Annotated in this window: 18 protein-coding genes and 1 pseudogene; 7 read left to right on the top strand and 12 right to left on the bottom strand. The window is 62.5% G+C overall.

Features of this window, described 5'->3' with window-relative positions; all coding sequences use genetic code 11:
- The first annotated feature begins 6 nt into the window (after positions 1 to 6).
- The 5 genes from ACLEJQ_RS06135 (at position 7) to ACLEJQ_RS06115 (ending at position 5,162) form a co-directional block, all read left to right on the top strand.
- Positions 7 to 966, top strand: coding sequence for a peptidylprolyl isomerase (locus ACLEJQ_RS06135; RefSeq protein WP_440793131.1), 960 nt, complete (start codon positions 7 to 9; stop codon positions 964 to 966).
- A 26-nt stretch (positions 967 to 992) separates the two neighbouring features.
- Positions 993 to 1,985: a GTP 3',8-cyclase MoaA gene (gene moaA / locus ACLEJQ_RS06130; protein ID WP_440793129.1), complete on the top strand. Its 993-nt coding sequence runs from the start codon at positions 993 to 995 to the stop codon at positions 1,983 to 1,985.
- A gap of 276 nt (positions 1,986 to 2,261) precedes the next feature.
- A complete protein-coding gene (locus tag ACLEJQ_RS06125) occupies positions 2,262 to 4,277 on the top strand; it encodes a ribonucleoside triphosphate reductase (protein ID WP_440793127.1) in 2,016 nt (671 codons plus the stop codon).
- Between the two features lie 31 nt (positions 4,278 to 4,308).
- On the top strand, positions 4,309 to 4,470 hold the full coding sequence (nrdD, locus tag ACLEJQ_RS06120) for an anaerobic ribonucleoside-triphosphate reductase (RefSeq protein ID WP_280639811.1): 162 nt from the start codon (positions 4,309 to 4,311) through the stop codon (positions 4,468 to 4,470).
- Positions 4,467 to 5,162 (top strand): anaerobic ribonucleoside-triphosphate reductase activating protein, encoded by a 696-nt coding sequence (locus ACLEJQ_RS06115; protein WP_440793124.1) that lies wholly within the window; start codon positions 4,467 to 4,469, stop codon positions 5,160 to 5,162. Before nrdD ends, ACLEJQ_RS06115 begins: the two co-directional genes overlap by 4 nt.
- A 171-nt stretch (positions 5,163 to 5,333) precedes the next feature.
- Here the strand turns inward: ACLEJQ_RS06115 and ACLEJQ_RS06110 are convergent, their stop codons facing one another.
- Genes ACLEJQ_RS06110 through ACLEJQ_RS06095 form a run of 4 tightly spaced genes read right to left on the bottom strand, consistent with a single transcriptional unit; the run spans position 5,334 to position 8,454 of the window.
- A complete protein-coding gene (locus tag ACLEJQ_RS06110; RefSeq protein ID WP_440793122.1) occupies positions 5,334 to 6,695 on the bottom strand; it encodes a 4Fe-4S binding protein in 1,362 nt (453 codons plus the stop codon).
- Positions 6,683 to 7,537 (bottom strand): FTR1 family iron permease, encoded by an 855-nt coding sequence (locus tag ACLEJQ_RS06105; RefSeq protein ID WP_440793120.1) that lies wholly within the window; start codon positions 7,535 to 7,537, stop codon positions 6,683 to 6,685. Before ACLEJQ_RS06105 ends, ACLEJQ_RS06110 begins: the two co-directional genes overlap by 13 nt.
- Before the next feature lie 21 nt (positions 7,538 to 7,558).
- Positions 7,559 to 7,864, bottom strand: coding sequence for a cupredoxin domain-containing protein (locus ACLEJQ_RS06100; RefSeq protein ID WP_440793538.1), 306 nt, complete (start codon positions 7,862 to 7,864; stop codon positions 7,559 to 7,561).
- Between the two features lie 59 nt (positions 7,865 to 7,923).
- A complete protein-coding gene (locus tag ACLEJQ_RS06095; RefSeq protein ID WP_440793118.1) occupies positions 7,924 to 8,454 on the bottom strand; it encodes an iron transporter in 531 nt (176 codons plus the stop codon).
- A 187-nt stretch (positions 8,455 to 8,641) separates the two neighbouring features.
- Here ACLEJQ_RS06095 and ACLEJQ_RS06090 point away from each other — a divergent pair, with 187 nt between their 5' ends.
- The gene (locus ACLEJQ_RS06090; protein WP_440793116.1) at positions 8,642 to 8,866 is read left to right on the top strand and encodes a DUF3079 domain-containing protein; all 225 of its coding nucleotides are present in this window, start codon (positions 8,642 to 8,644) and stop codon (positions 8,864 to 8,866) included.
- Positions 8,867 to 8,998: 132 nt separating this feature from the next.
- Here the strand turns inward: ACLEJQ_RS06090 and ACLEJQ_RS06085 are convergent, their stop codons facing one another.
- The 3 genes and pseudogenes from ACLEJQ_RS06085 to ACLEJQ_RS06075 form a co-directional block, all read right to left on the bottom strand.
- A complete protein-coding gene (locus ACLEJQ_RS06085; RefSeq protein ID WP_440793114.1) occupies positions 8,999 to 10,738 on the bottom strand; it encodes a dipeptidase in 1,740 nt (579 codons plus the stop codon).
- 202 nt (positions 10,739 to 10,940) lie between these two features.
- Positions 10,941 to 12,940: pseudogene (locus ACLEJQ_RS06080) on the bottom strand (peptidase U32 family protein).
- Positions 12,941 to 13,048: 108 nt separating this feature from the next.
- Positions 13,049 to 14,617: a sensor domain-containing diguanylate cyclase gene (locus ACLEJQ_RS06075; RefSeq protein ID WP_440793112.1), complete on the bottom strand. Its 1,569-nt coding sequence runs from the start codon at positions 14,615 to 14,617 to the stop codon at positions 13,049 to 13,051.
- 142 nt (positions 14,618 to 14,759) lie between these two features.
- Between ACLEJQ_RS06075 and ACLEJQ_RS06070 the strand changes: the two genes are divergently transcribed.
- Positions 14,760 to 15,218 carry a metallophosphoesterase family protein gene (locus ACLEJQ_RS06070; protein ID WP_440793110.1) on the top strand — a complete coding sequence of 153 codons (459 nt, stop codon included), beginning with the start codon at positions 14,760 to 14,762 and terminating at the stop codon, positions 15,216 to 15,218.
- A gap of 186 nt (positions 15,219 to 15,404) precedes the next feature.
- On the opposite strand, the gene ACLEJQ_RS06065 is transcribed toward ACLEJQ_RS06070, so the two are convergent.
- The 5 genes from ACLEJQ_RS06065 to ACLEJQ_RS06045 all read right to left on the bottom strand — a co-directional run bounded on the left by ACLEJQ_RS06065 (position 15,405) and on the right by ACLEJQ_RS06045 (position 20,725).
- A complete protein-coding gene (locus ACLEJQ_RS06065) occupies positions 15,405 to 16,607 on the bottom strand; it encodes an NAD(P)/FAD-dependent oxidoreductase (RefSeq protein ID WP_440793108.1) in 1,203 nt (400 codons plus the stop codon).
- A gap of 412 nt (positions 16,608 to 17,019) precedes the next feature.
- A complete protein-coding gene (locus ACLEJQ_RS06060; RefSeq protein WP_440793106.1) occupies positions 17,020 to 17,406 on the bottom strand; it encodes a hypothetical protein in 387 nt (128 codons plus the stop codon).
- Positions 17,407 to 17,700: 294 nt separating this feature from the next.
- The gene (locus ACLEJQ_RS06055) at positions 17,701 to 18,492 is read right to left on the bottom strand and encodes a transporter substrate-binding domain-containing protein (RefSeq protein WP_440793104.1); all 792 of its coding nucleotides are present in this window, start codon (positions 18,490 to 18,492) and stop codon (positions 17,701 to 17,703) included.
- Between the two features lie 207 nt (positions 18,493 to 18,699).
- Positions 18,700 to 19,332, bottom strand: coding sequence for a response regulator (locus ACLEJQ_RS06050; RefSeq protein ID WP_440793102.1), 633 nt, complete (start codon positions 19,330 to 19,332; stop codon positions 18,700 to 18,702).
- Between the two features lie 31 nt (positions 19,333 to 19,363).
- Complete coding sequence (locus ACLEJQ_RS06045; protein WP_440793100.1) at positions 19,364 to 20,725, bottom strand: cache domain-containing protein; 1,362 nt, start codon at positions 20,723 to 20,725, stop codon at positions 19,364 to 19,366.
- Positions 20,726 to 21,151 lie beyond the last annotated feature (426 nt).

Here is a 21,151-nt window from a genome sequence, read left to right as displayed (position 1 = left end):
ACGACCATGACAAGTGGATGCGGATGTGGCGGCGGTAATGGCGGCGGTGGCGGTTGTGGTTCTTCGGCAAAGGCAGCTGCGATGACCGATGTCGAAGCGCCCGGTGCGGTGCCGTTCGAACCGGTCCAGGCCGGGTCGGCGGTGCAGGAACAAGCACCTTCGCAGTTGATCGCCAGCAGTGAGCAGGAGTGGCCGATCATCAGCGTCAACGGCGTGTCGATCAGCCCGCAGGCAATGGCCCTGGAGCTGCAATACCATCCGGCCGAAAGTCGCGAGGAAGCGGTCTATCAGGCGGCACGGGCCTTGGTGATCCGTGAGTTGCTCCAGCAACGGATTGCCGAGCTGGGCCTGGCGTTGCAGGTCGGTGCCGGTGAGAACGAAGAGGAAGCGGCGACGCGGCTGTTGCTCGAACGTGAAGTGCAGGTGCCGCAGTGTGACGAAGCGACCTGCCTGCGTTACTTCCAGAGCAACCGGGCGCGCTTTCACAGCGCCCCGCTGCTGGCGGTGCGGCATATCCTGCTCGAATGCGCGCCGGACGATGCCGAGGCCCGCAGCCTGGCCCACGTCCAGGCCGAGTTGCTGCTGGAGCGGCTGGACCAGTTTCCTGGCAGTTTCGCCGAGCTGGCACAGAAGTATTCGGCGTGTCCGTCCAAGGAGCAGGGTGGCTCTCTGGGGCAGATCAGCAAGGGCCAGACCGTGCCCGAACTGGAGCGCCAACTTTTCGGGTTGCCGGCGGGGCTGTGTGGCACGCCGCTGGAAAGTCGCTATGGCTGGCACGTGATCAGTGTCGACCAGCGCATCGACGGCCAGCCGCTGCCTTACGAGGCGGTGGCGACGGCGATTCGTACCCAGTTGCAGCAAGGCGTCTGGCAGAAAGCACTGGTGCAGTACCTGCAAACCCTGATCGGTGCGGCGGACATCCGTGGCATTCATCTCCAGGGCGCTGACTCGCCGCTGGTGCAGTGAGCATCGGGTCCATCAGGGGGGTATTCATGAACACGCTGTTGCAGGACGGATTTGGGCGCCAGATCGATTATCTGCGGATGTCGGTGACCGATCGTTGTGATTTTCGCTGTGTGTACTGCATGGCGAAAAACATGACCTTCCTGCCGCGCCAGCAAGTGTTGACCCTGGAGGAGTTGCAGCGCCTGGCGCGGTTGTTCGTCGGGCTGGGGGTAAAGAAGATTCGCCTGACCGGTGGCGAGCCGTTGATCCGCCCGGGCATTGTCGGGCTGTGCCGCGAGATCGCGGCATTGCCTGGCTTGCGGGAGTTGGTGATGACCAGCAACGGCTCGCAGCTCGGACGACTGGCCCGGCCTCTTGTCGATGCCGGGGTGAAGCGCATGAACATCAGCCTCGACAGCCTGGACGGAGCACGCTTTCGGGCAATCACTCGAAACGGCAACCTCGATCAGGTACTGGCCGGGATTGAATCGGCGACATCGGCGGGCTTCGAGCGGGTCAAGCTCAACTGCGTGGTGATGAAGGGGCGCAACTTCGACGAGGTGCCGGCGTTGGTGCAATACGCCATCGACCAGCGCATCGACATCAGCTTCATCGAGGAAATGCCCCTGGGGGAGGTCGGGCGTTCCCGGGGCGAGGCGTTCTGCTCCAGCGACGAGGTGCGGGCGGTGATCGCCAGCCACCACCGGCTGCTGGACAGCGCGGAAAACAGCGGCGGACCGGCGCGCTACGTGCGCCTGGAGCGTCACCCGCAGACTCGCATCGGCTTCATTTCGCCCAACACCCACAACTTCTGCGCCAGTTGCAACCGGGTGCGGATGACGGTGGAGGGGCGCTTGCTGCTGTGCCTCGGGCAAGAAGATTCCCTCGACCTGCGGAGTCTGTTGCGGCGCTATCCGCTGGATGATCAGCCGGTGGTCCACGCCGTGCAACAAGCCCTGCGCGGCAAACCCCTGCGTCATGACTTCAATCCTGGCGGGGAGGTGCAGATTGTGCGGTTCATGAACATGAGTGGGGGGTGAGCATCCTTCAACATTGATGCAAGCTGATCCGCCCTCATCGCGAGCAAGCTCGCTCCCACAAGGGATCTTTGGGTGTGGGCAAAATTTGCGGCCTTGCGCAAATCCCTGTGGGAGCGAGCCTGCTCGCGATGAGGGCCGCACCGTCACCATCACCCCAACAGACCCACCCCCAATTCTTGATATCGATCAATTGCAACCCACCCCTTTGGCCGTACCCTTCACTGCATATTGTGTTTAAAGAAACCTAAAGCCCTATATGTAGTATCTGGAGCCAAAATGCAGAGCACATTGATCTCGATAGGCTGTAACCGTTTGCACAAGCGCGACGGCAGTGTGGTCGCCTTCGATGCGGACAAGATCCGCCAGGCATTGATTGCCGCCGGCAAGGCCACCGGTGAGTATGCCGAGGTCGAGGCCGAGCAATTGCTTAAAGCCGTTCTGGCCCGGTTGGAAGGGCAGTCACGCTTGAACGTCGAACAGATCCAGGACCGGGTCGAACGGGTGTTGATGGACGCCGGTTACTTTCTCTCCATGCGCGCCTACATCGTCTACCGCGAGCAACACGGACGCCTGCGACGGGACCGTCGCACCCTGGTGGAGGTTGCCACCTCGATGAACGAATACCTCGATCGTGAAGACTGGCGTGTGCAGGCCAACGCCAACCAGGGCTATTCCCTCGGTGGGCTGATCCTCAACGTATCGGGCAAGGTCACCGCCAACTACTGGCTCGACGAGGTCTACAGCCAGGCCATCGGCCAGGCGCATCGCGAGGCCGACCTGCATATCCACGATCTGGACATGCTCGCCGGCTACTGCGCCGGTTGGTCCCTGCGCACGCTGTTGCACGAAGGCCTCAACGGCGTGCCGGGGCGGGTCGAGGCCGGGCCACCCAAGCACTTGAGCAGCGCCCTGGGACAAATGGTGAACTTCCTCGGCACCCTGCAAAACGAATGGGCCGGTGCCCAGGCGTTCAGCTCCTTCGACACTTACCTGGCCCCCTATGTGCGCAAGGACCGCTTGAGTTACGACGAGGTCCGCCAGTCGCTGCAGGAGTTCATCTATAACCTCAACGTTCCGTCGCGCTGGGGCACCCAGACGCCGTTCACCAATCTTACGTTCGACTGGGTCTGCCCGCAGGATCTGCGCGAACAGATCCCTGTAATCGGTGGCGAAGAAATGCCGTTTGCCTACGGTGACCTGCAAGCGGAAATGGAACTGCTCAACCGCGCCTACATCGAGGTGATGCAGGCCGGCGATGCGAAAGGGCGGGTGTTCACCTTTCCGATTCCGACCTACAACATCACCCACGACTTCCCGTGGGACAGCGAGAACGCCGACCGGCTGTTTGAAATGACCGCCCGTTATGGCTTGCCGTACTTCCAGAACTTCCTCAATTCGGACATGCAACCCAACCAGGTGCGATCAATGTGTTGCCGCCTGCAACTGGACGTGCGCGAGCTGCTCAAGCGCGGGGGCGGGTTGTTCGGCTCCGCGGAACAGACCGGTTCCCTGGGCGTGGTGACGATCAACTGCGCCCGCCTGGGCTACCTGTACAAGGGCAACACCAGTGCGCTGCTGCAACGCCTGGATGCGCTGATGGAACTGGCGATGGAGAGCCTGGAGGTCAAGCGCAAGGTGATCCAGCATCACATGGACGCCGGCTTGTACCCCTATACCAAGCGCTACCTGGGCACCTTGCGTAATCATTTCTCCACCATCGGCGTGAATGGCTTGCACGAAATGCTGCGCAATTTCACCGACGACCAGCAGGGCCTGCACACCGAGCAAGGGCGTGAGTTCGCCCTGAAACTGCTCGACCATGTGCGGGCCACGCTCCTGCGTTTCCAGGAAGAAACCGGTCACCTCTACAACCTCGAAGCCACCCCCGCCGAAGGCACCACCTACCGCTTCGCCAAAGAGGACCTCAAGCGCTTCCCGGACATCTTGCAGGCGGGCAGCCCGGTCGCACCGTACTACACCAATTCGTCGCAACTGCCGGTGGGGTTCACCGACGACCCGTTCGAGGCCTTGGAGCTGCAAGACGAACTGCAGTGCAAATATACCGGCGGCACCGTGTTGCACCTGTACATGGCCGAGCAGATTTCCTCGACCCAGGCCTGCAAGCAACTGGTGCGCAAGGCGTTGGGGCGGTTCCGCTTGCCGTACCTCACCGTGACGCCGACATTTTCCATCTGCCCGGTGCATGGCTACCTGGCTGGCGAACACGAATTCTGTCCGAAATGCGACGAAGCCTTGCTGCTGCAACAGCAGCTTGCCGGCAGCGTCCACTGATCCGATCCATCAACCGCAAGGAGCTTCACCCATGAGCGCAGCACAATCCCTTCCACAGGCACAGCGTCAACGTTGCGAAGTCTGGACACGAGTGATGGGCTATCACCGTCCGGTGGCGGCTTTCAATCCGGGCAAACAGTCCGAGCATCGCGAGCGGGTGCACTTCACTGAACGTGCGGCCGGGCGTCCATGAGTCGAGTGCTCCGGGTCGGGGGCCTGGTGCCCCTGACCACCCTCGATTACCCTGGCCAGTTGGCCTGCGTTCTGTTCTGCCAGGGCTGCGCCTGGCGTTGTCGTTATTGCCATAACCCGCAACTGATCCCGCCGCGCGGCAGCGAGGAGGTGGATTGGTGCCGGGTGCTGGCGTTTTTGCAGCGCCGTCAGGATCTGCTCGACGCCGTGGTGTTCAGTGGCGGCGAGCCGACCTTGCAGGAAGGCCTGGCAGCGGCCATGGAGGAGGTGCGGCAGATGGGTTTTCGCATCGGGCTGCACAGTGCCGGGATCAAGCCGGCGGCCTTTGCCAAAGTGGTCGGGTTGGCCGACTGGGTGGGATTCGACATCAAGGCCTTGCCCGAGGACGCCCTGGAGGTAACCCGGGTCGAAGGCAGCGGTAGCGCCAATTGGCGCAGTCTCGATCACCTGCTCGACAGCGGCGTGGATTACGAATGCCGCACCACGGTGCATTGGCATCTGTTCGACCCTGATCGCCTGCTGACTCTGGCCCGACGCCTCAACGAGCGTGGCGTCAGGCGTTTCGCAGTGCAATTGGTGCGCACTGCGCGGATGCTTGATCCTCATCTTTCCAGTGTCTCGGCGCACAGCTTGCAACCCGAGCTGTGGGGCGAGTTGCGGGAGTTGTTTCCTTCGTTTGTGTTGCGCAGCTGAGCAGCGCGAATGATTGTGGGAGCTGGGAGTTCTCAGCATTCAACGTCCACCAAATCATTGTGGGAGCGAGCCTGCTCGCGATGGCGGTGTGTCAGCCAACATCAATGTAGCTGACCTGACGCCATCGCGAGCAGGCTCGCTCCCACAGGGCTTGGTTTTGAGTTGAGTGGCTCACCACCCCCAGAACTGCAACCACCAGCCATACCCGACCAGGCTGTTGGCTGATACCAGGCAGGCCATGGCGCAGAGGCGGCGGGCGGGGGCAGTCGATTCGAGGCGTTTGTAGCCCAGCCATAGACTCCAGGCCATTGCGGCCAGCAACAACCCGGCCCTGGCGGGCTGGACCCATTCAAGCAACAGGCCTTCGTAGCGCAGCAATTTGACCGTGGTGGCGGACAAACCGAGGAACAGTCCTGCTGCACCCAGGGGCGTCAGGGTGATCGCCAGTGTCCGGTCGTGCGCGGGATCGCCGGCGAGTTTCGCCGCCAGGCGCATCAACAGCATCAACACGCTGCCCAACAGCAACGCGCTGAGGCTCAAGTAGGCGAGGATGCAAAACCCATCGAGCCAGCTGAAGCTGTCGTTGAGCTGGGGATAGTGGGTCAGCAGCCACCAGGGCGCGTTATCCTCCAAGGCCCAGCTCTGGTCGTGTGCCACCAGCCATTGCGCCAGGGCTTGCTTGAGGGCGATGAACCAGGGGCTGACGGTCCACTGAAAGGCGCCCATGGCCAGGCCGATGACCCCGAACAGCAGTAGGCGGACATCCCAGGGCGACAGCGTATCGGCCGTAGCATCGAGAATTTCCTCACTGCTGGAGCGGGCGATCAGGCGCACCGCATCGCGCTGGCCGCTGCAACGCCCACAGGCGTGGCAATCGGCGGCGCCGCGCAGACGCCGGATGTCCAGCAAGGGAGCGCAGTTGGGTGGAGGGCGGCGCGGCGCGGGATTTTCCAGCCAGCGCTGTTCGTCGACTCGAAAGTGCACCGGTGCCAGGCGCGCGAGCAGGGCGAACACGCCGCTGACCGGACACAGGTAGCGGCACCAGACCCGCTTGCCCCGGGCGAACAACAGGCCGACCAACACCGCCGCGACGGTCGAGCCCCCCAGGATCAACAGCGCCGCCTGGGCATAGTCGTAGACGCTGATCAACTGCCCGTAAACCGTGGTCAGGCAGAACGCCACGGTCGGCCAGCCGGCCCAGCGCAAGGTGCGCGGCATCCCCAGGCCCTTGCCATACTGGCTGGCCCATTCGCTCAAGGCGCCTTCCGGGCAGAGTACGCCGCACCAGAGCCGTCCGAACAGCACGATCGACAGCAACACGAACGGCCACCACAGCCCCCAGAACAGAAACTGCGCCAGCAGCGTCAGGTTGTCGAACAGCCTCGCCTGGCTGTCCGGTAATGGCGAAAGTGCCGGCACCACCAGCAGTACCGCGTAGAACAGCACCACCAGCCACTGTATCCGGCGAATGGCTCCACCGTGGCGCCGCATACCGTCGCCCAGGCGCTGGAGCCAGGGGTTCAGGTCGGGCATGGCAGGTTTTCCGGCTTGCGTGGCCGCAGCCAACCCGCGACCACGCCCCAATAGCCCAGCCATACCAGCAGGGTCAGCGCACTGGGGCTGGCGCGATAACCGGTGAAGTCCGCCAGGAACCCGCCGAACCCATGGCCGTCGTCCAGCACCGCGCTGCTGTCCCACAACGCATCGCCGATGCCGCGATACACCGCCTCGGGCCAATCCATCGCCAGCAATTGCCCGGCAATTCGCTCGATGCCGCTGACCAGCAGGGCCGCCCCCAACAGCAGCAGGATCGCTTCGCTGATGGCGAAGAAACGCGGCCAGGAAATGAACCGGCGACTGCTGTGCAGTGCCGCCACAGTCAGCAGCGACAGCACCAGCCCGGCCACCGCGCCCACAGCGAACAGGCCCAGTGGCGGCCCTTGCAGACGAGCCCCGGCGCCATACAGGAAGACCACGGTTTCGCTGCCTTCGCGACTGACCGCCAGCAGCGCCAGCACCAACAATCCCAGACCGCCCTGGCGGCTCAGGCGATGGTCGGCGTGGCGGGTCAGATCATGTTTGAGTGTGCGCGCATGGCGATGCATCCAGCCGACCATCTGCACGATCAGCAGACTGGCGAGCAATGCCAATGCCGCCTGGAACCATTCATTGGCCGCGCCGCTCATGGCTTCGCCCGCCAACAGAATCAGCCCGGCCAGCACGCCTGAAAGCAACAGCCCCAATGCCGTGCCCAGCCAAACGTAGCGCACCAACTGGCTGGCTTGCCGCTGGCGGCTGACCCAGGCCTGGAGAATGCCGATTACCAACAATGCCTCGACGCTTTCGCGCCAGACAATGAACATCGATTGAGTCATGCAAACGCCTCCTGCTGGCGATTACCGGGCGAGGATGCCGCCCTCGGGCAACTGCGGATTGAATTCATCGAAAAACGGGTAGTGCCCGGGCCGCAGCGGATGGATGACCACGAAGGTCGTGACGCCGGGGGACAGCACTTTCTCCACCCGTAGCGGCGTGCTCTCGAATTCCGCCGGGCCTTGGCCGACATTCTTCAGCACGATCTTGAAGCGCTGGCCTGCCGGGACTTCCAGCAACGCCGGGGTGAAATGCCCGTCGCGGATGCTCAGTTCATAAGTGGGCAGTTGGGCATGGGCGATGCAAGGCACCACCAGGCCGGCGAGCATCCACCGGGCCAGGCGTCGGTGGCTCGCGATGTGCCTTACGCCAGTTGCGTAACTCATACTCAGTACCCGCCTTTTTTACCGATCCCGGCATAGACGAACTCGTAGTGCAATTCACATCGTTCGAACCAGGGGGCGACGCCGGTCTCCTTGTCGGTATGCCGACCGAGGGACGCATGCCCGCCGGGCGGCAGCACAGTGAAGGTCAGCTGGTATTTGCCGGGGCCGAGCAGTTTGACGTTGTCGCCATAATGCGGACCGTCATTGGCGACCATGGCGTGGAAGTCACCCTTGAGTTCGGTGTCGTTGCCGTGTTTTTTCAGCAGGAACGAGACGTTGAGGTAGGGCACGAAACTGCCTTCCTGGAAGCCCTGCCTGTTGTCTGCCGTGGCGCGGATGTCGGCTTCCAGATGCACATCGGAATCGGCCGTGGGGCGCATCATGCCGGCCGGTGCCATTTCAATCGGTTGCAGATACACCGCGCCGACTTCCAGGCCGGGACACAGTTGCGGTTCGCCGATGGGATATTCCTTGGCCTGCGCCAGCGGCGCGAGAAACAGCAGGGCGAGAGACAGGGGAGCAAGGGTGCGCATGATGACTTCCTGGGCTGGAAAAAAAGATGGCCGAGTCTAGGAAGCTTCGCTGCGAATAATAATGATTATTGTCAATTTTCAGCGTGATTGTGCAAAGACGATACAAGGCGATTTTTGATCGATATCAAGGCAAGCCTAGGGCTGGCGCGGTAGGGTACAGGTACACCCATCTGTCAGCGGGGTTCTCATGGCCAAGCCGTTTCCTCTCAGCCCCAAGCATCCCGAGCGCATCTGCTGGGGCTGCGACCGCTATTGCGCAGCCAGCGCCCTGGCGTGCGGCAACGGCGCCGATCGAACGATGCATCCGGCGGAGATGATCGGGGAGGATTGGTATCTGCATGGGGATTGGGGGCTGGAGCTGGCGGACGTCACGGACCCGTCCGTGGATCAAAGCGCCAATCTGAAGGAGTAGCCAAACCCGTGGCGAGGGAGCTTGCTCCCGCTGGGCTGCGCAGCAGCCCTGAAAGCTTGCGGTCGCTGCGCACTGGTGCGCCAGCCCGGCCGAGCGGGAGCAAGCTCCCTCGCCACGGTGAACAAGACAGCCCTACAACTTCGGCAACTGCCCGACCCGGCCCATCATCTCGGTCACGATCTGCAAGTCCAGCAGGAACTGCTCCACCGTCTTGAACTCGTTGTCGTTATGCCCGGTGTATTTGACGTCGGGCATCGCCAGGCCGAACTGTACGCCGTTGGGCAGGTCATGCACCGAGGTGGCTCCGGCGGAGGTGCCGTATTTGTGCTCCATCCCGAGGTTTTCGGTGGCGACGGCCAATAATGCCTTGACCCATTCGCCTTCAGGATTGCGGTACATCGGCTCGTCGAGGGAGTAGTCGAAGGCCACGGCCACCTTGGATTTTTTGCTCCAGACCGCCAGCTTGTCGGCGATTTCAGTCTTCAGCGCTTCGGTGGTCTTGCCCACCGGTACTCGCAGGTTGACCGCCAGCTTGAAGGTCTTTTCGTCCATCCCGACATAGGTCAGGGACGCAGTGAGCGGGCCCATGAAGTCGTCGGAGAAACCGATCCCCAGCTTTTTACCCAAGTAGTCCAGGCCCCAGTTGTCGGCGGCGTAGCGGGCGGCGTCGGTGATGTGGTTGTGCTTGAGCGCGACCTTGCCGTCGAGGCCGTTGATGAACACCAGCATGCGCGCCACCGGATTGACCCCGGACTCGGGCTCGGAGGAGTGCGCCGAAACGCCGGTGAAGGTCAGCTGGACGTCCTTGCCGACCACCTGGGTGGCCACCTGGAAGTCACCGCCGTTGTCCTTGGCATATTCGCTGCCGGCCTTGAGCAGTGCCGCGGCCAGTTCGGCCGGCTTGTCGCTGGCGAAGGTCGCCACCGAGGTCGACGGAATCTGGTTGGTCGCCAGGCCGCCGGTCAGCCCGGTGATTTCTGCGCCCTTGCCCTGTGCGGGGCGCCGGGCAAAGTTCGCCATGACCGTGCCGTAGCCTTTTTCGGCGATCACCACCGGGTAGCCGCCGTCCAACGCCAGGTTGTAGTTGGGCGTCGGGTTGCGTTCGAAGTAATAAGGGATGGCGTCACCGCTGGTTTCCTCGGTGGTGTCGACCAGTAGCTTGAAATGACGCGCCAGCGGCAGGTTTTCTTCCTTGATGATCTTCATCGCGTACAACGCCACCACGATGCCGTTCTTGTCGTCCTCGGTGCCACGGCCATACATGCGGTCGCCCACCAGGGTGACCTTGAACGGATCGAGGCGGGTGCCGTCCTTCAACACCCAGTTTTCCGGCGTCACCGGCACTACGTCGGCATGGGCGTGGATGCCCACCACTTCGTCACCGCTGCCTTCGAGGGAAATCTCGTAGACGCGGTTGTCGACATTGCGGAAGTTCAGGTTGAAGGCTTTGGCCAGGCCCTGGATCTTGTCGGCGATCTTCAGGAACTCGGGGTTCTCGTGCTGGGCGACACCTTCCTTGCGAAAGGTCGGGATGGCGACCAGCTCCTTCAGGGTTTCGGTGGCCGCGTTGCCATACTTCACCCGCGCGTAGAGGCCGAGCAGGCGATGGATTTCATTCTGCTGTTCGGCGGTCAGGGTTTGGTTGCCGAGGAACCCATCGATGGCCGGGGCGAGGTTGGCGGTTTTTGCCACGTCGCTCTTGCCGACGCTTGCCAGGAACTGACGGAAGTCCGTTACGGAGTTGTCGGAAAAGGTCTTGACGATGGCGGCGTTCTGTTGCGCGGTGATATTGGCGAAGGCGGGCGTGGTGATCGCGGCGAGGCTGGACAGCATCAGGGTGGACAGGGCCAGGTGCTTGAACGAAAAGTCCATTGCGGGGCATTCCTTTGCAGAAGGTTGGAAGTGAGCGTCTGTTCGACGAAACAATCACTTACAACCTAACACCGTGAGGAGGCCTGTACAAAAACAAATGTGGCTGCGGTCGCGGTCGAGCAATGCAAAATCTGTGGGAGCGAGCCTGCTCGCTCCCACAGGTTAAGTGATCTCCTTGAATGAGCAGGATTGCAGCAGCGGCTTAATGCGGTGCGCGAGGAATGGTCTTGAGTAGATCCTCAGGGCTGATATAACCCACCACCGGCTCCGCCGTACTGCCCGGCAGCGGCAGATCCAGGATATGGCCCTTGATCTTGCCCACCACATGCATTTCGCAAGGCTTGCAGTCGAACTTCAACGTCAGGACCTCATCGCCGTGAATCAGCTGCATCGCGCGACCTTGGTGCGCACGCCGGTGACGCCCTTGGCCTGTTTGGGGCAGAGGTTGAAGGAGAAGCGCAGGCAGTGCTTGGTGATCATCACCGGCACCTCGCCGGTTTCCTCATGGGCCTCGAACGCCGCGTCGATCAGCTTGACCCCGTGGCGATGGTAGAAGTCGCGGGCCTTCTGGTTGTAGACGTTGGCCAGGAACGACAGGTGCGACTCCGGGTACACCGGTGGCGGGCTGGTCTCGGCCTTGCGCCCGCCCCGTGGATGAGCCGCGAGGCGGGCAGCGGTCAGCGTTTCGATGACTTCGCGGCGCAATGCCTTGAGCTGCGAGTTGGGAATGAAGAACGCCTGGGGCGCATCCAGCTCGACGTTCGTGGCGTGGTATTCGGTGGTACCCAGCTGGCCGAGCAGGTCGCGCAGTTGCTCCAGGGCTTGTTCGGGCTTGTTGGCGAGGCCGAACGGCCCGTCCAGGGTGACGCTGGCGCTGATGCCTTCCTCGCTGGTGGCGGTCAGTTCCAGGCGTTCTTCGCGCAAGCGAGCGGTCCAGGCCAGGCCGACCCGGCGCTCCGAGGAAGTCTTGAGCAGCGCTTGCTGCCAGTTGTGGTCCAGGTTGCGGCTCAACGGATGGTTCGGGCGCAACTGGTACATGCCCGCCGGCATCTCGTTGGGCTCGACACGGTAGCGGTAGCGCTTCTGGCCGTCTTCCTCGAACTCGCCCTTGGGCTCGGCGATGTTGGCCCTAAAGCCCACGACTTCACGCTTGACCAGCACATTGAGGCCGTCGCCGTTGGACAGCGGATCGAAGGTCACCACCTGCAGGTCGCGCTTGCCGACTTTCTCCACCACACCCACTGGCACGCCGGTAAAGGTAGGCGAATCGAAGGCACCGATGTCGATCTTGCGCTCGCTGACGAAGTAATCGGTGCTGCCGCGGTGGAAAGTCTTTTCCGGGTCCGGCACGAAGAAATGCGCGGTGCGGCCGCTGGAGGCACGGGCCAGGTCCGGGCGGTCCTCGAGGACGGCGTCCAGGCGCTGACGGTAATAGGCCGTGATGTTCTTCACATAGCCCATGTCCTTGTAGCGCCCTTCGATCTTGAACGAGCGCACGCCGGCTTCCACCAGGGCGCGGATGTTGGCGCTCTGGTTGTTGTCTTTCATCGACAACAGGTGTTTTTCGTAGGCCACCACGCGGCCCTGGTCATCCTTGAGGGTGTAGGGCAGGCGACAGGCCTGGGAGCAATCGCCGCGGTTGGCGCTGCGGCCGTTTTGGGCGTGGGAAATGTTGCACTGGCCGGAAAACGCCACGCACAGCGCTCCATGGATGAAGAACTCGATGGCCGCTTCGGTTTCGTCGGCGATGGCGCGGATTTCCGCAAGGTTCAGCTCGCGGGCCAGAACCAGTTGCGAGAAGCCGGCCTGGTCGAGGAATTTGGCTCGTGCCAGGGTGCGGATGTCGGTCTGGGTGCTGGCGTGCAGCTCTATCGGCGGGATGTCCAGTTCCATCACCCCCAAGTCCTGGACGATCAAGGCGTCGACACCGGCATCGTACAGTTGGTGGATCAGTTGGCGGGCCGGCTCCAGCTCGTTGTCGTGCAGGATGGTGTTGATCGTGGTGAAGACGCGGGCGTGGTAGCGATGGGCGAACTCCACCAGCCGGGCAATATCGCTCACCTCGTTGCAGGCGTTGTGTCGTGCGCCGAAACTCGGGCCCCCGATGTACACGGCGTCGGCGCCATGCAGGATGGCCTCGCGGGCAATGGTCACGTCGCGGGCGGGGCTGAGCAGTTCCAGGTGATGTTTGGGCAAGGACATTGGTTTTTTAGTCAGGCTGGTCACGGTCGAAGCGCGCATTGTAGCCGCCAGGCGCCCGACAGGCACCTGCAGACTTGGTTTTGCGCGCTGCGGACCGATGCACGGCGACTATTGCGGCGTCAGTCCGGCGCTGCACCAACGGTTTCGGCCGGTGTTCTTGGCCAGGTACAAGAAGGCGTCGGCGGCCTTGATCAGCATCGCCGGCGTGACCTCTTCGGCGGCCGGCTGGCTGGTGGTGATGCCCGCGCTGGCAGTGACCATGCCCAATGGATGGTCGGCGTGCTCGATGTTCAGGGCACGGACGGATTCCAGGATCTGCTGCGCGACCTGGGCCGCCCCGGAGTTATCCGTGTTGGGCAGCAACACGGTGAATTCTTCACCGCCGTACCTGACCGCCAGATCTCCCGGGCGCTTGATCGTCTGCTGGATCGCCCCTGCGATCGCCCGAAGGCATTCATCCCCCGCAGCGTGGCCGTATCTGTCGTTGTAGCGCTTGAAGTAGTCGACATCGAGCATGATCAATGCAAGAGAAGAACCCTGGCGCCTGGCCAGGCGAATCTGATCGGCCAGGGCAATGTCCAACCGGCGGCGGTTGCCCAGGCCAGTCAGGCTGTCGGTCAGGGCCATATCGCGCATGGTCTCGTGGGCGCTGCGGATCTGCTTCTCCATGGTCATCCGGTAGCGCAGCTGGCTCAGGACAATGAGCCCGAAACCGACGAGTATGGTGATCAGGAACACCAGCACGATGCCGGTCTTGAGCAGGTCGCGACGCCAGGGCGCGATAATCGATTCGCGAGACAGGCCGGCTTCCACCACCAGTGGGTAGGTGGTCAGGGCCCGGTAGCCGTACAGGCGTTCGGTGTCGTCGATCACCGCCCTGGCCTCGGCGACGCCCTGGTTCGAGGTGGGCAGGAAATTCTTGAAGATCACACTGTTGAGCAGGCTCTTGCCCACCACCGAGGCCACGAACGGCCGGCGCACCAGGATGGTCCCGCTGCGTGTGGCGAGGACCAGGGCGCCCTTGTCGTCGATCTTGAAGTCGCCGTAGTAGTCGACGAAATAGCTGACCTTGACCGTGCCCAGCATGACGCCGGCGAACGAGCCGTCGGGATTGTTCAGGCGCCGGGAGATCGGAATGATCAGGTCGTTGGTGGAGCGGCTTCTGATCACCTCGCCGATCCGCACGTTGCGATCCTCGTGGGTTCGGTGGTACTGGAAGTAGTCGCGGTCGGCGTTGTTCGCCATTTCCGGGGTTACTTCCTTGTCAGTGACCACCCATTCACCGTCGGGACCGTAGATAAACAACCCGTGCAACTGCGGCATGATGGCCGATTGCTGCACCAGCAGTTTGTGAATGCGCGGGATGTCCATGTTGCGCAGGCCATCGCCTTCCACGCGCTCGCTGAGGGCCGCGGTCACCACGTCTACCTGGCGAATGGTATCTTCGGCGTGCTGCGCCGTCGCCCGCGCCAGGTTGGTCACCGAATCGCGGGCCGAGGCGAAGGCAGCACGGTAATCGCGCCAGGTCCGCCAGCCTTCGACGGCCAGGAAGGCGATGACCACCACCAGCATGAAGCTCACCGTCAGCCGCAGCGCCGCTCCAGTGCGCGCAGCCTGGGGGGAGAAGGCTTCATCGGAGCTTTGCAGCATGGGCTCCGGCCGTTTGCGTCCAAGCATTTACATTTCCTTTACGACTGTTCTGTCTGCGCACTAATGGGTGCGCAGCTTATCTTATTCAAACCTGGCGCAATATTCCGTGGGAGAGAACGCTCTCTGGTCGCGGATCCGGTCGGCCCTAGTGATTGACCAAGGAGACTACATGAAAGTTGGCGTTATTTCCGATACTCACGGTTTGCTGCGCCCGCAAGCGCTTGCGGCGCTTGAAGGCTGTGAGCGGATCATCCACGCCGGTGACATCGGCAGCCCGGATATCCTCGATCAGCTTGCGGCCGTTGCCCCGCTGTCTGTGGTGGTCGGCAACAATGATGCAGGAGCCGATTGGGCCGCGTCCGTGGCCGAGTACCTGCGATTCGAGCTCTGTGGCTGGCCCGTGCTGCTGGTGCACGACATCGCGGATGTGCCGGCGCTGCTCGACCCGAGCGTGAAGGTGGTGATTACCGGACATTCGCATCAGCCGAAAATCGAATGGCGCGAGGAGCGGCTCTATCTGAATCCCGGCAGCGCCGGACGTCGCCGGTTCAAGCTGCCGGTGACGCTGGCGTTGCTGGAGGTGAATGCGGCAGGGATCGAACCGCGGATTGTGTCGTTACTGGACTGAAGTCAGCCATAGTCAAGTCGAACAGGAGAGGGCAGGCACGCCGTGGCTGCTGTCGGCGACCGTCGGCTGGTGACGCTTGCGGTGCATAGGGACAGGCAAAAAAAACGCCCGCCGAAATGACAGTGGTGGGCGTCCGGGAAAAGCCGGCTCAGAAAGGAGAAGACTGGCCGGGATGGAGCGTGTAGGTCAGGCGACCGGGATCGAGGGGTCGGCCGCTGCCAGGGCTGTCGCACGATCGGCGGCGGGCGGGTAGATCCACACCGAGTTGATCTGGGACTTGAGCTCCTTGGCTTCCTGTCCCACCAGCTTGAGCTGGCGGTCCCAGCCTTCGGTGTACACCGCGCCCCAGGCGCCCAGGTCCAGGCACGTCACATACTTGGGCTGGCTGTAGGCGGTCGGTGCCACGCCCAGCAGGTCGGCGGCCACGTTGTTGCCGGCGTAGCGTCCGAGGGCAATGGCGTGTTGGCAGGACATGGCGGCGAAGTTGCCCAAGGTATCGGTGGCGGCATAAGCCACGTCACCGGCGGCGAAGATGTCGTTCTGGCCCAATACCCTGAGATTGCCGTCCACATGCAAGCGGCCCTGACGATCCCGAGTGCCGAGCACTTGCTGGGTCAGCGGGCTGGCTTGGAAACCGACGGTCCAGATCACCGTGCTCGATTCGATGCGCTGACCGTCCGAGAGCGTGACGCCGCCGGCATCCACCGAATCGACCGAGGCGTTGAGAATCCACTCGATCCCCAGGTGATCGGACGCTTCGATAAGTGACGGACGAATACCTTCGCCCAGCGAGGCGCCGATCTGCGGGCCGCGATCGACCACGATGACCCGGATGTTGGCGTTCTCGCCCAGCACGGCGCGCAAGCGGGCGGGCATTTCAGTGGCGGTTTCGATTCCGGTGAAGCCGCCGCCGGCCACCACCACGGTGTTGCGGGCCGGGCTGTCGGGCAGGTTCTTCAGGGATTTGATGTGCGCCTCGAGACGCGTTGCCTGTTCGATTTCGTCGACATCGAAGGTGTGCTCGCTTATGCCGTTGAGCGCCGGGCGCATCAGTTGGCTGCCAGCGGCGAGGACCAGGCGATCGTAGCTCAACGTACCCCGGGCGCCGGAGGCGTCGTGGTAGCCGACTTGCTTAGACGTCGTGTCGATACTGTCTGCAAAACCCTGGACGAAGTGGATGCCCACGACGTCGAACAATGCGTCCAGCGACGCCTTCATCGTGTGGACGTCCGGCTCGTAGAAGCGCGGGCGTATGCGCAACTCCGCCTGCGGGGCGAGGACACTGATCTGTATGTCATTGCGCTCGTGCCGGTCCAGCAGGCGGGCCGCGCTCAATGCGCTCCAGACGCCACCGAAGCCGGCGCCAACAACCAGAATATGCTGTTTCATGATGAGCTCCCGAAGACAAGAATCGATACGTTGAATTGTTCAACTGTTTCAGCGTGACCGTGTTGCGAAGTGCCGAAAAAGTGCGGCGCATCAGCCGATCCAGTTTCGGTTCGCTAGGGACGATGGTATTCGCGGCCCTGCGATCCGACACTTCTACATAAGGTCAGTGGCGACATGTCTGGGTATTAACGCGCTATACGAAGGTGTTAGAACCGGGGGCGGCGGACGCCGATCCGGTGCATGAGGTCGCTGGGTAGGGCCTTATCGCGAGCAGGCTCGCTCCCACAATGGGGGAGTGTTCGCGGGACACGTACGCGCCGCCCGAGCATCGGCAGGTGTCCGGGAGCGTGGCCCGACACCTGCATTTGTGCTTCTTGGTGAATGGTCAGCGCGGGCCGTGCCCGGCATGGTCCTACACCACCGCTGCCGAGTTGCGCTCACGCAGCTCCTGCAACCGATCGGCGCCGCCCTCGGCCACACGGTTTTCGATCAGCCGGTCGGAGCCGCCCTCAGCGACGCGGTTTTCAATCAGCCGATCAGAGCCGCCCTCGGCGACGCGGTTCTCGATCAGCCGGTCGGAGCCGCCCTCGGCGACGCGGTTCTCGATCAGTCGGTCGGAGCCGCCTTCGGCCACACGGTTTTCGATCAGTCGATCGGAGCCGCCTTCGGCCAACTGCTGTTCAACCTGATTCTGGGTCAAGGCCGTCACGACCTTCGCAGAAGCGATGCTGGACAGGCCGATGCCGCCAATCAATGCCAGGGCGATTGCCAGGGAAGACAGTTTCGAGATGTTGGACATGATGATTCTCCTTGCGTTAATTGAGTGGCCGGCGCCAGCGCTTGGCTCGCTGCTGTCCGGTGTGCACAGTTAAACGCCCGGGTGTATCGGTGATGTGTGCCGCAAGGGCCTGAAATCAATGTTTCGTATCAATTCGCAGTTGTTATACAGAGCGATACAAATGCCTGGATCAATGAGGCCGTCTGTGGGAGCGAGCCTGCTCGCGATAGCGTCAGGTCAGTCGCATCGAGGCCAACTGAAACACCGCCATCGCGAGCAGGCTCGCCCCACAGGTGTCATTGCATCAGCAAGCAGTCACTGAGCCGCAGGCACCGCCAGCCACTGCGCAATCACCTTCTGGTAACTGCCATTGGCCTTGCTCAAGTGCAGCCACTGGTCGACGTACATTTTCCAGGTATGGTCGTCACGGGGCAGCAGGTAGGCCTTCTCACCGTATTGCAGGTAGTGGGTGGGGTTGACGGCGCACAGGCCTGGCTTGAGTTTCTGCTGGTAGAGCGCTTCCGACGCATCGGTGATCATGACGTCGGCTTTCTTGTCCAGCAGTTCCTGGAAGATGGTCACGTTGTCATGGAAGGCCAGCTGGCCCTTGGGCAGGAAGGCCCGCACGAAGGCTTCGTTGGTGCCGCCGGCCGGTTCTACCAGGCGCACCGAAGGCTGGTTGATCTGCTCGATGGTCTGGTAGCGCGCCTGGTCCTCACAGCGCACCAGCGGGATCTTGCCGTCCACGTCAAGGGTGTTGCTGAAATAGGCTTTCTTCTGACGCTCCAGGGTCACCGAAACCCCGCCCATGCCGATGTCGCATTTTTCCGCGAGCATGTCCGGCATCAAGGTTTTCCAGGTGGTCTGCACCCATTGCACCTTGACGCCGAGACTGGTCGCCAGCGAGCGGGCCATGTCGATGTCGATCCCTTCGTACTCTCCGGTATCGGTCTTGTAGGTGTAGGGCTTGTAGTCGCCGGTGGTGCACACCCGCAGCTCGCCGCGTTGCAGCACCTGGTCCAGGTGCGAGGCCGCAGGCTCGGCCAAGGCGCTGCCGCAGAGCGCCATCAGGCCGAAGATCGTCATTGTGCTTGTTGTTTTTTTCATGGCGTGGACGGCTCGCGAGCAAAGGAGGGGAGCGGGGCAGTGTAGTAAAACGCGGCGGGGGCTGTCACCGGAGCATCGCGAGGTACGCGACCCTGTGGCGAGGGAGCTTGCTCCCGCTCGATTGCGCAGCAATCGTCAGAGCCCTGGGCCGCTACGCAGCCCAGCGGGAGCAAGCTCCCTCGCCACAAAGGCCGTGGCCGGCCTGGGCTAACGAGAAATCAGCCCATGGTCGATCGCGTATTTCGCCAGCGCCGCCGGCTTATCGATGTTGAGCTTGCGGCGAATACTCAGGCGGTGGGTTTCGACGGTGCGCACGCTGATGTCCAGCTCGCGGGCCATTTCCTTGTTGTTCAGTCCCTGGACCATCTTGGCCAGCACCTGGCTCTCGCGGGGTGTCAGTTCGTTATCGCTGGTGGTGTCGCTGGCCAGGCGCTGGGCGATTTCGGCGCTGTAGAAGGTGCCGCCGCCGATGATGGCCTCGATGGCCGCGATGATTTCCCGCGACGGGGCGTTCTTCAGGACGTAGCCACTGGCGCCGGAGCGCACCGACTCGCTCACGTATTCGTGATTGTCGTACATGCTCAGGATCAGGATTTTGAGGCTGGGGTATTGCTTACCCAGCAGCCGGGTCAGTTCCAGACCGTTCATGTCTTTGAGGCTGATGTCCATCAGCAGCAGGTCCGGCTGGCAGCGCCCGACCATGTCGATCGCTTGCGCACCGCTCTCGGCTTCGCCTACCACGTCCAGTTGCGGCATCACGGACAACAGGGCCCTGATGCCGTCGCGGACCAGGGAGTGGTCGTCGACCAGTGCGACGCGGATCACGGCAGGCAGGTTCATCGGCAGGTACTCGTATTGGGTGGGCGGGGCATCAACTTTGCGTCGCAGACATGTTCATTGGCAGCAGAATGTCCAGTTCGCTGCGTCCCGGTACCGAGCTTACTTCCAGCCTACCGCCGAAATGCTCGACCCGTTCGCGGATATTGCGCAGGCCAATGCCGCTATGGCCGCGTTCGACCTGCGGGACGTTGAACCCCATGCCGTCATCCACCACGGTCAGGCGCAGGGACTGGGCGGAGCCGAACAGGGTGATGCCAACGCTTTTCGCCCCGGCATGCCGTTCGATGTTGGTCAGCGCCTCCTGGGCAATGCGAAACAGCGAGACCGGCGCGCCATTCTCCAGGCGACAATCGAACTCGTTGCTGCGGTAGGACACTTCGAGTCCGCTACGCTGCTGGAACTCGCTGGCGAGCTGGCCGATGGCAGCCGGCAGGCCCAGGGTGTCGAGCAGGGAAGAGCGCAAGTCGTGGGAAATGCTGCGGATCTCGCCGATGGCTTCGCCCAGTCGGTCCGTGGCGTTCTTCAGGATCCCCAGGCCGTTCTCCTGACCATTTTCAAGGACGTGGCTGGCGAGTTCGAACTGGAATTTTATCGACACCAGCAACTGGCTGATGCCGTCGTGAAGCTCGCGAGACACCCGCGAGCGCTCTTCTTCCTGCAAGCTGACAATGCGCTGGTTCAAGCGCTGGAGTTTCTTGTCGGCCAGGCGATGTTCGCTGACGTTGAGGGTCATGCCGCCGGCGAACACCAGCAGCACCGCCACCAGGGCGACGGCGGCAATCGCCAACATGGTGGTGTGGATGCCCTGGGCCACTTCGTCGCGAGCTTGTTGGGTGGCGCGTTCGACATCCTCCAGGTAAATCCCGGTGCCGAGCATCCAGCCCCATCGCTCCAGCATCACCACATAGGCCAGTTTGTCGGTAACCTGGCCGGAGGAGGGCTTGTTCCAGGCATAGCGCTGGAAACCTTCGCCGGACTCGGCGCTTTTGATCAGGGCCTGGATGACCGGCAGGCCATGGGGATCCTTCATATCCCAGAGGTACTGGCCCACCAGTTCCGACTGGCGCGCGTGCATCAGGCTGCGACCCTGGCGGTCGTACACGAAGAAATAACCGTTGATGCCGAAGCTGAGCTTGCGCAGTTCTTCCAATACCTGCTGCTGCGCCCGCTCGTCACCCTTACCATCGTTATACAGCGGGGCGATCAGGCTCTGCGCCATCTCGACATAGTTCTTCAACTCGGCGCGCTTGCTCGCCAGGATGCTGTCTTCGATCAATTGCGCTTGCTGATCCCCCAATTGGCGGTGGAGGGAAATCACCAACGCGCAGATCACCGCGATCGCCAGGACCAGGGGCAGGATCCCCAGGGCGACGATTTTGTGTTTGAGCAACATGGGTACTCCTGTCCGGACTCGCGGGGGAGAGGTCGATGCTTGGCATCATATGTCAAACCGGCCGCCGGATAGGAGAGGGAAACCTGTGGGGACAGACACTGAATCTGTAGACGCCCATTAACCCCTGTGGGAGCGAGCTTGCTCGCGATGGCGTCCGATCAGTCGCCGCTGATGTTGACGGACAGGGCCTCATCGCGAGCAAGCTCGCTCCCACAGGGGAGTCCGCACCGGGCATCTACGTAGTACTACGGATTTATTTATTGACGGCTTGCAGGGATATTGGGCCGGCTCCGAATAGCCGGGGCACACTATAAAAACAATCGCCGCAATCCACTGGATATCGGCAGGAGACATGCAATGACAACCCGTCTGGTTAAACACCTCGCCTGGTTTGCCGTGGCTGTTCTGGGAGCCTGTGCGTTGAGT

Source organism: Pseudomonas sp. SMV71, from assembly GCF_052042015.1.
In the GTDB taxonomy this organism is placed as follows: Bacteria; Pseudomonadota; Gammaproteobacteria; order Pseudomonadales; family Pseudomonadaceae; genus Aquipseudomonas.
Note: the sequence above shows the minus strand (reverse complement) of the source record. Positions and strands in the feature narration are given on the sequence as shown.

What these genes read in the sequence shown, in the direction of transcription:
- ACLEJQ_RS06055 (WP_440793104.1), bottom strand. Translation starts at nt 18,492, where the DNA reads ATGAAAAAAACAACAAGCACAATGACGATCTTCGGCCTGATGGCGCTC.
- ACLEJQ_RS06060 (WP_440793106.1), bottom strand. Translation starts at nt 17,406, where the DNA reads ATGTCCAACATCTCGAAACTGTCTTCCCTGGCAATCGCCCTGGCATTG.
- ACLEJQ_RS06075 (WP_440793112.1), bottom strand. Translation starts at nt 14,617, where the DNA reads ATGCTTGGACGCAAACGGCCGGAGCCCATGCTGCAAAGCTCCGATGAA.
- ACLEJQ_RS06135 (WP_440793131.1), top strand. Translation starts at nt 7, where the DNA reads ATGACAAGTGGATGCGGATGTGGCGGCGGTAATGGCGGCGGTGGCGGT.
- ACLEJQ_RS06045 (WP_440793100.1), bottom strand. Translation starts at nt 20,725, where the DNA reads ATGTTGCTCAAACACAAAATCGTCGCCCTGGGGATCCTGCCCCTGGTC.
- nrdD (WP_280639811.1), top strand. Translation starts at nt 4,309, where the DNA reads ATGAGCGCAGCACAATCCCTTCCACAGGCACAGCGTCAACGTTGCGAA.
- ACLEJQ_RS06125 (WP_440793127.1), top strand. Translation starts at nt 2,262, where the DNA reads ATGCAGAGCACATTGATCTCGATAGGCTGTAACCGTTTGCACAAGCGC.
- ACLEJQ_RS06105 (WP_440793120.1), bottom strand. Translation starts at nt 7,537, where the DNA reads ATGACTCAATCGATGTTCATTGTCTGGCGCGAAAGCGTCGAGGCATTG.
- ACLEJQ_RS06085 (WP_440793114.1), bottom strand. Translation starts at nt 10,738, where the DNA reads ATGGACTTTTCGTTCAAGCACCTGGCCCTGTCCACCCTGATGCTGTCC.
- ACLEJQ_RS06115 (WP_440793124.1), top strand. Translation starts at nt 4,467, where the DNA reads ATGAGTCGAGTGCTCCGGGTCGGGGGCCTGGTGCCCCTGACCACCCTC.
- ACLEJQ_RS06095 (WP_440793118.1), bottom strand. Translation starts at nt 8,454, where the DNA reads ATGCGCACCCTTGCTCCCCTGTCTCTCGCCCTGCTGTTTCTCGCGCCG.
- ACLEJQ_RS06065 (WP_440793108.1), bottom strand. Translation starts at nt 16,607, where the DNA reads ATGAAACAGCATATTCTGGTTGTTGGCGCCGGCTTCGGTGGCGTCTGG.
- ACLEJQ_RS06100 (WP_440793538.1), bottom strand. Translation starts at nt 7,864, where the DNA reads ATGCTCGCCGGCCTGGTGGTGCCTTGCATCGCCCATGCCCAACTGCCC.
- ACLEJQ_RS06070 (WP_440793110.1), top strand. Translation starts at nt 14,760, where the DNA reads ATGAAAGTTGGCGTTATTTCCGATACTCACGGTTTGCTGCGCCCGCAA.
- ACLEJQ_RS06090 (WP_440793116.1), top strand. Translation starts at nt 8,642, where the DNA reads ATGGCCAAGCCGTTTCCTCTCAGCCCCAAGCATCCCGAGCGCATCTGC.
- ACLEJQ_RS06050 (WP_440793102.1), bottom strand. Translation starts at nt 19,332, where the DNA reads ATGAACCTGCCTGCCGTGATCCGCGTCGCACTGGTCGACGACCACTCC.
- moaA (WP_440793129.1), top strand. Translation starts at nt 993, where the DNA reads ATGAACACGCTGTTGCAGGACGGATTTGGGCGCCAGATCGATTATCTG.
- ACLEJQ_RS06110 (WP_440793122.1), bottom strand. Translation starts at nt 6,695, where the DNA reads ATGCCCGACCTGAACCCCTGGCTCCAGCGCCTGGGCGACGGTATGCGG.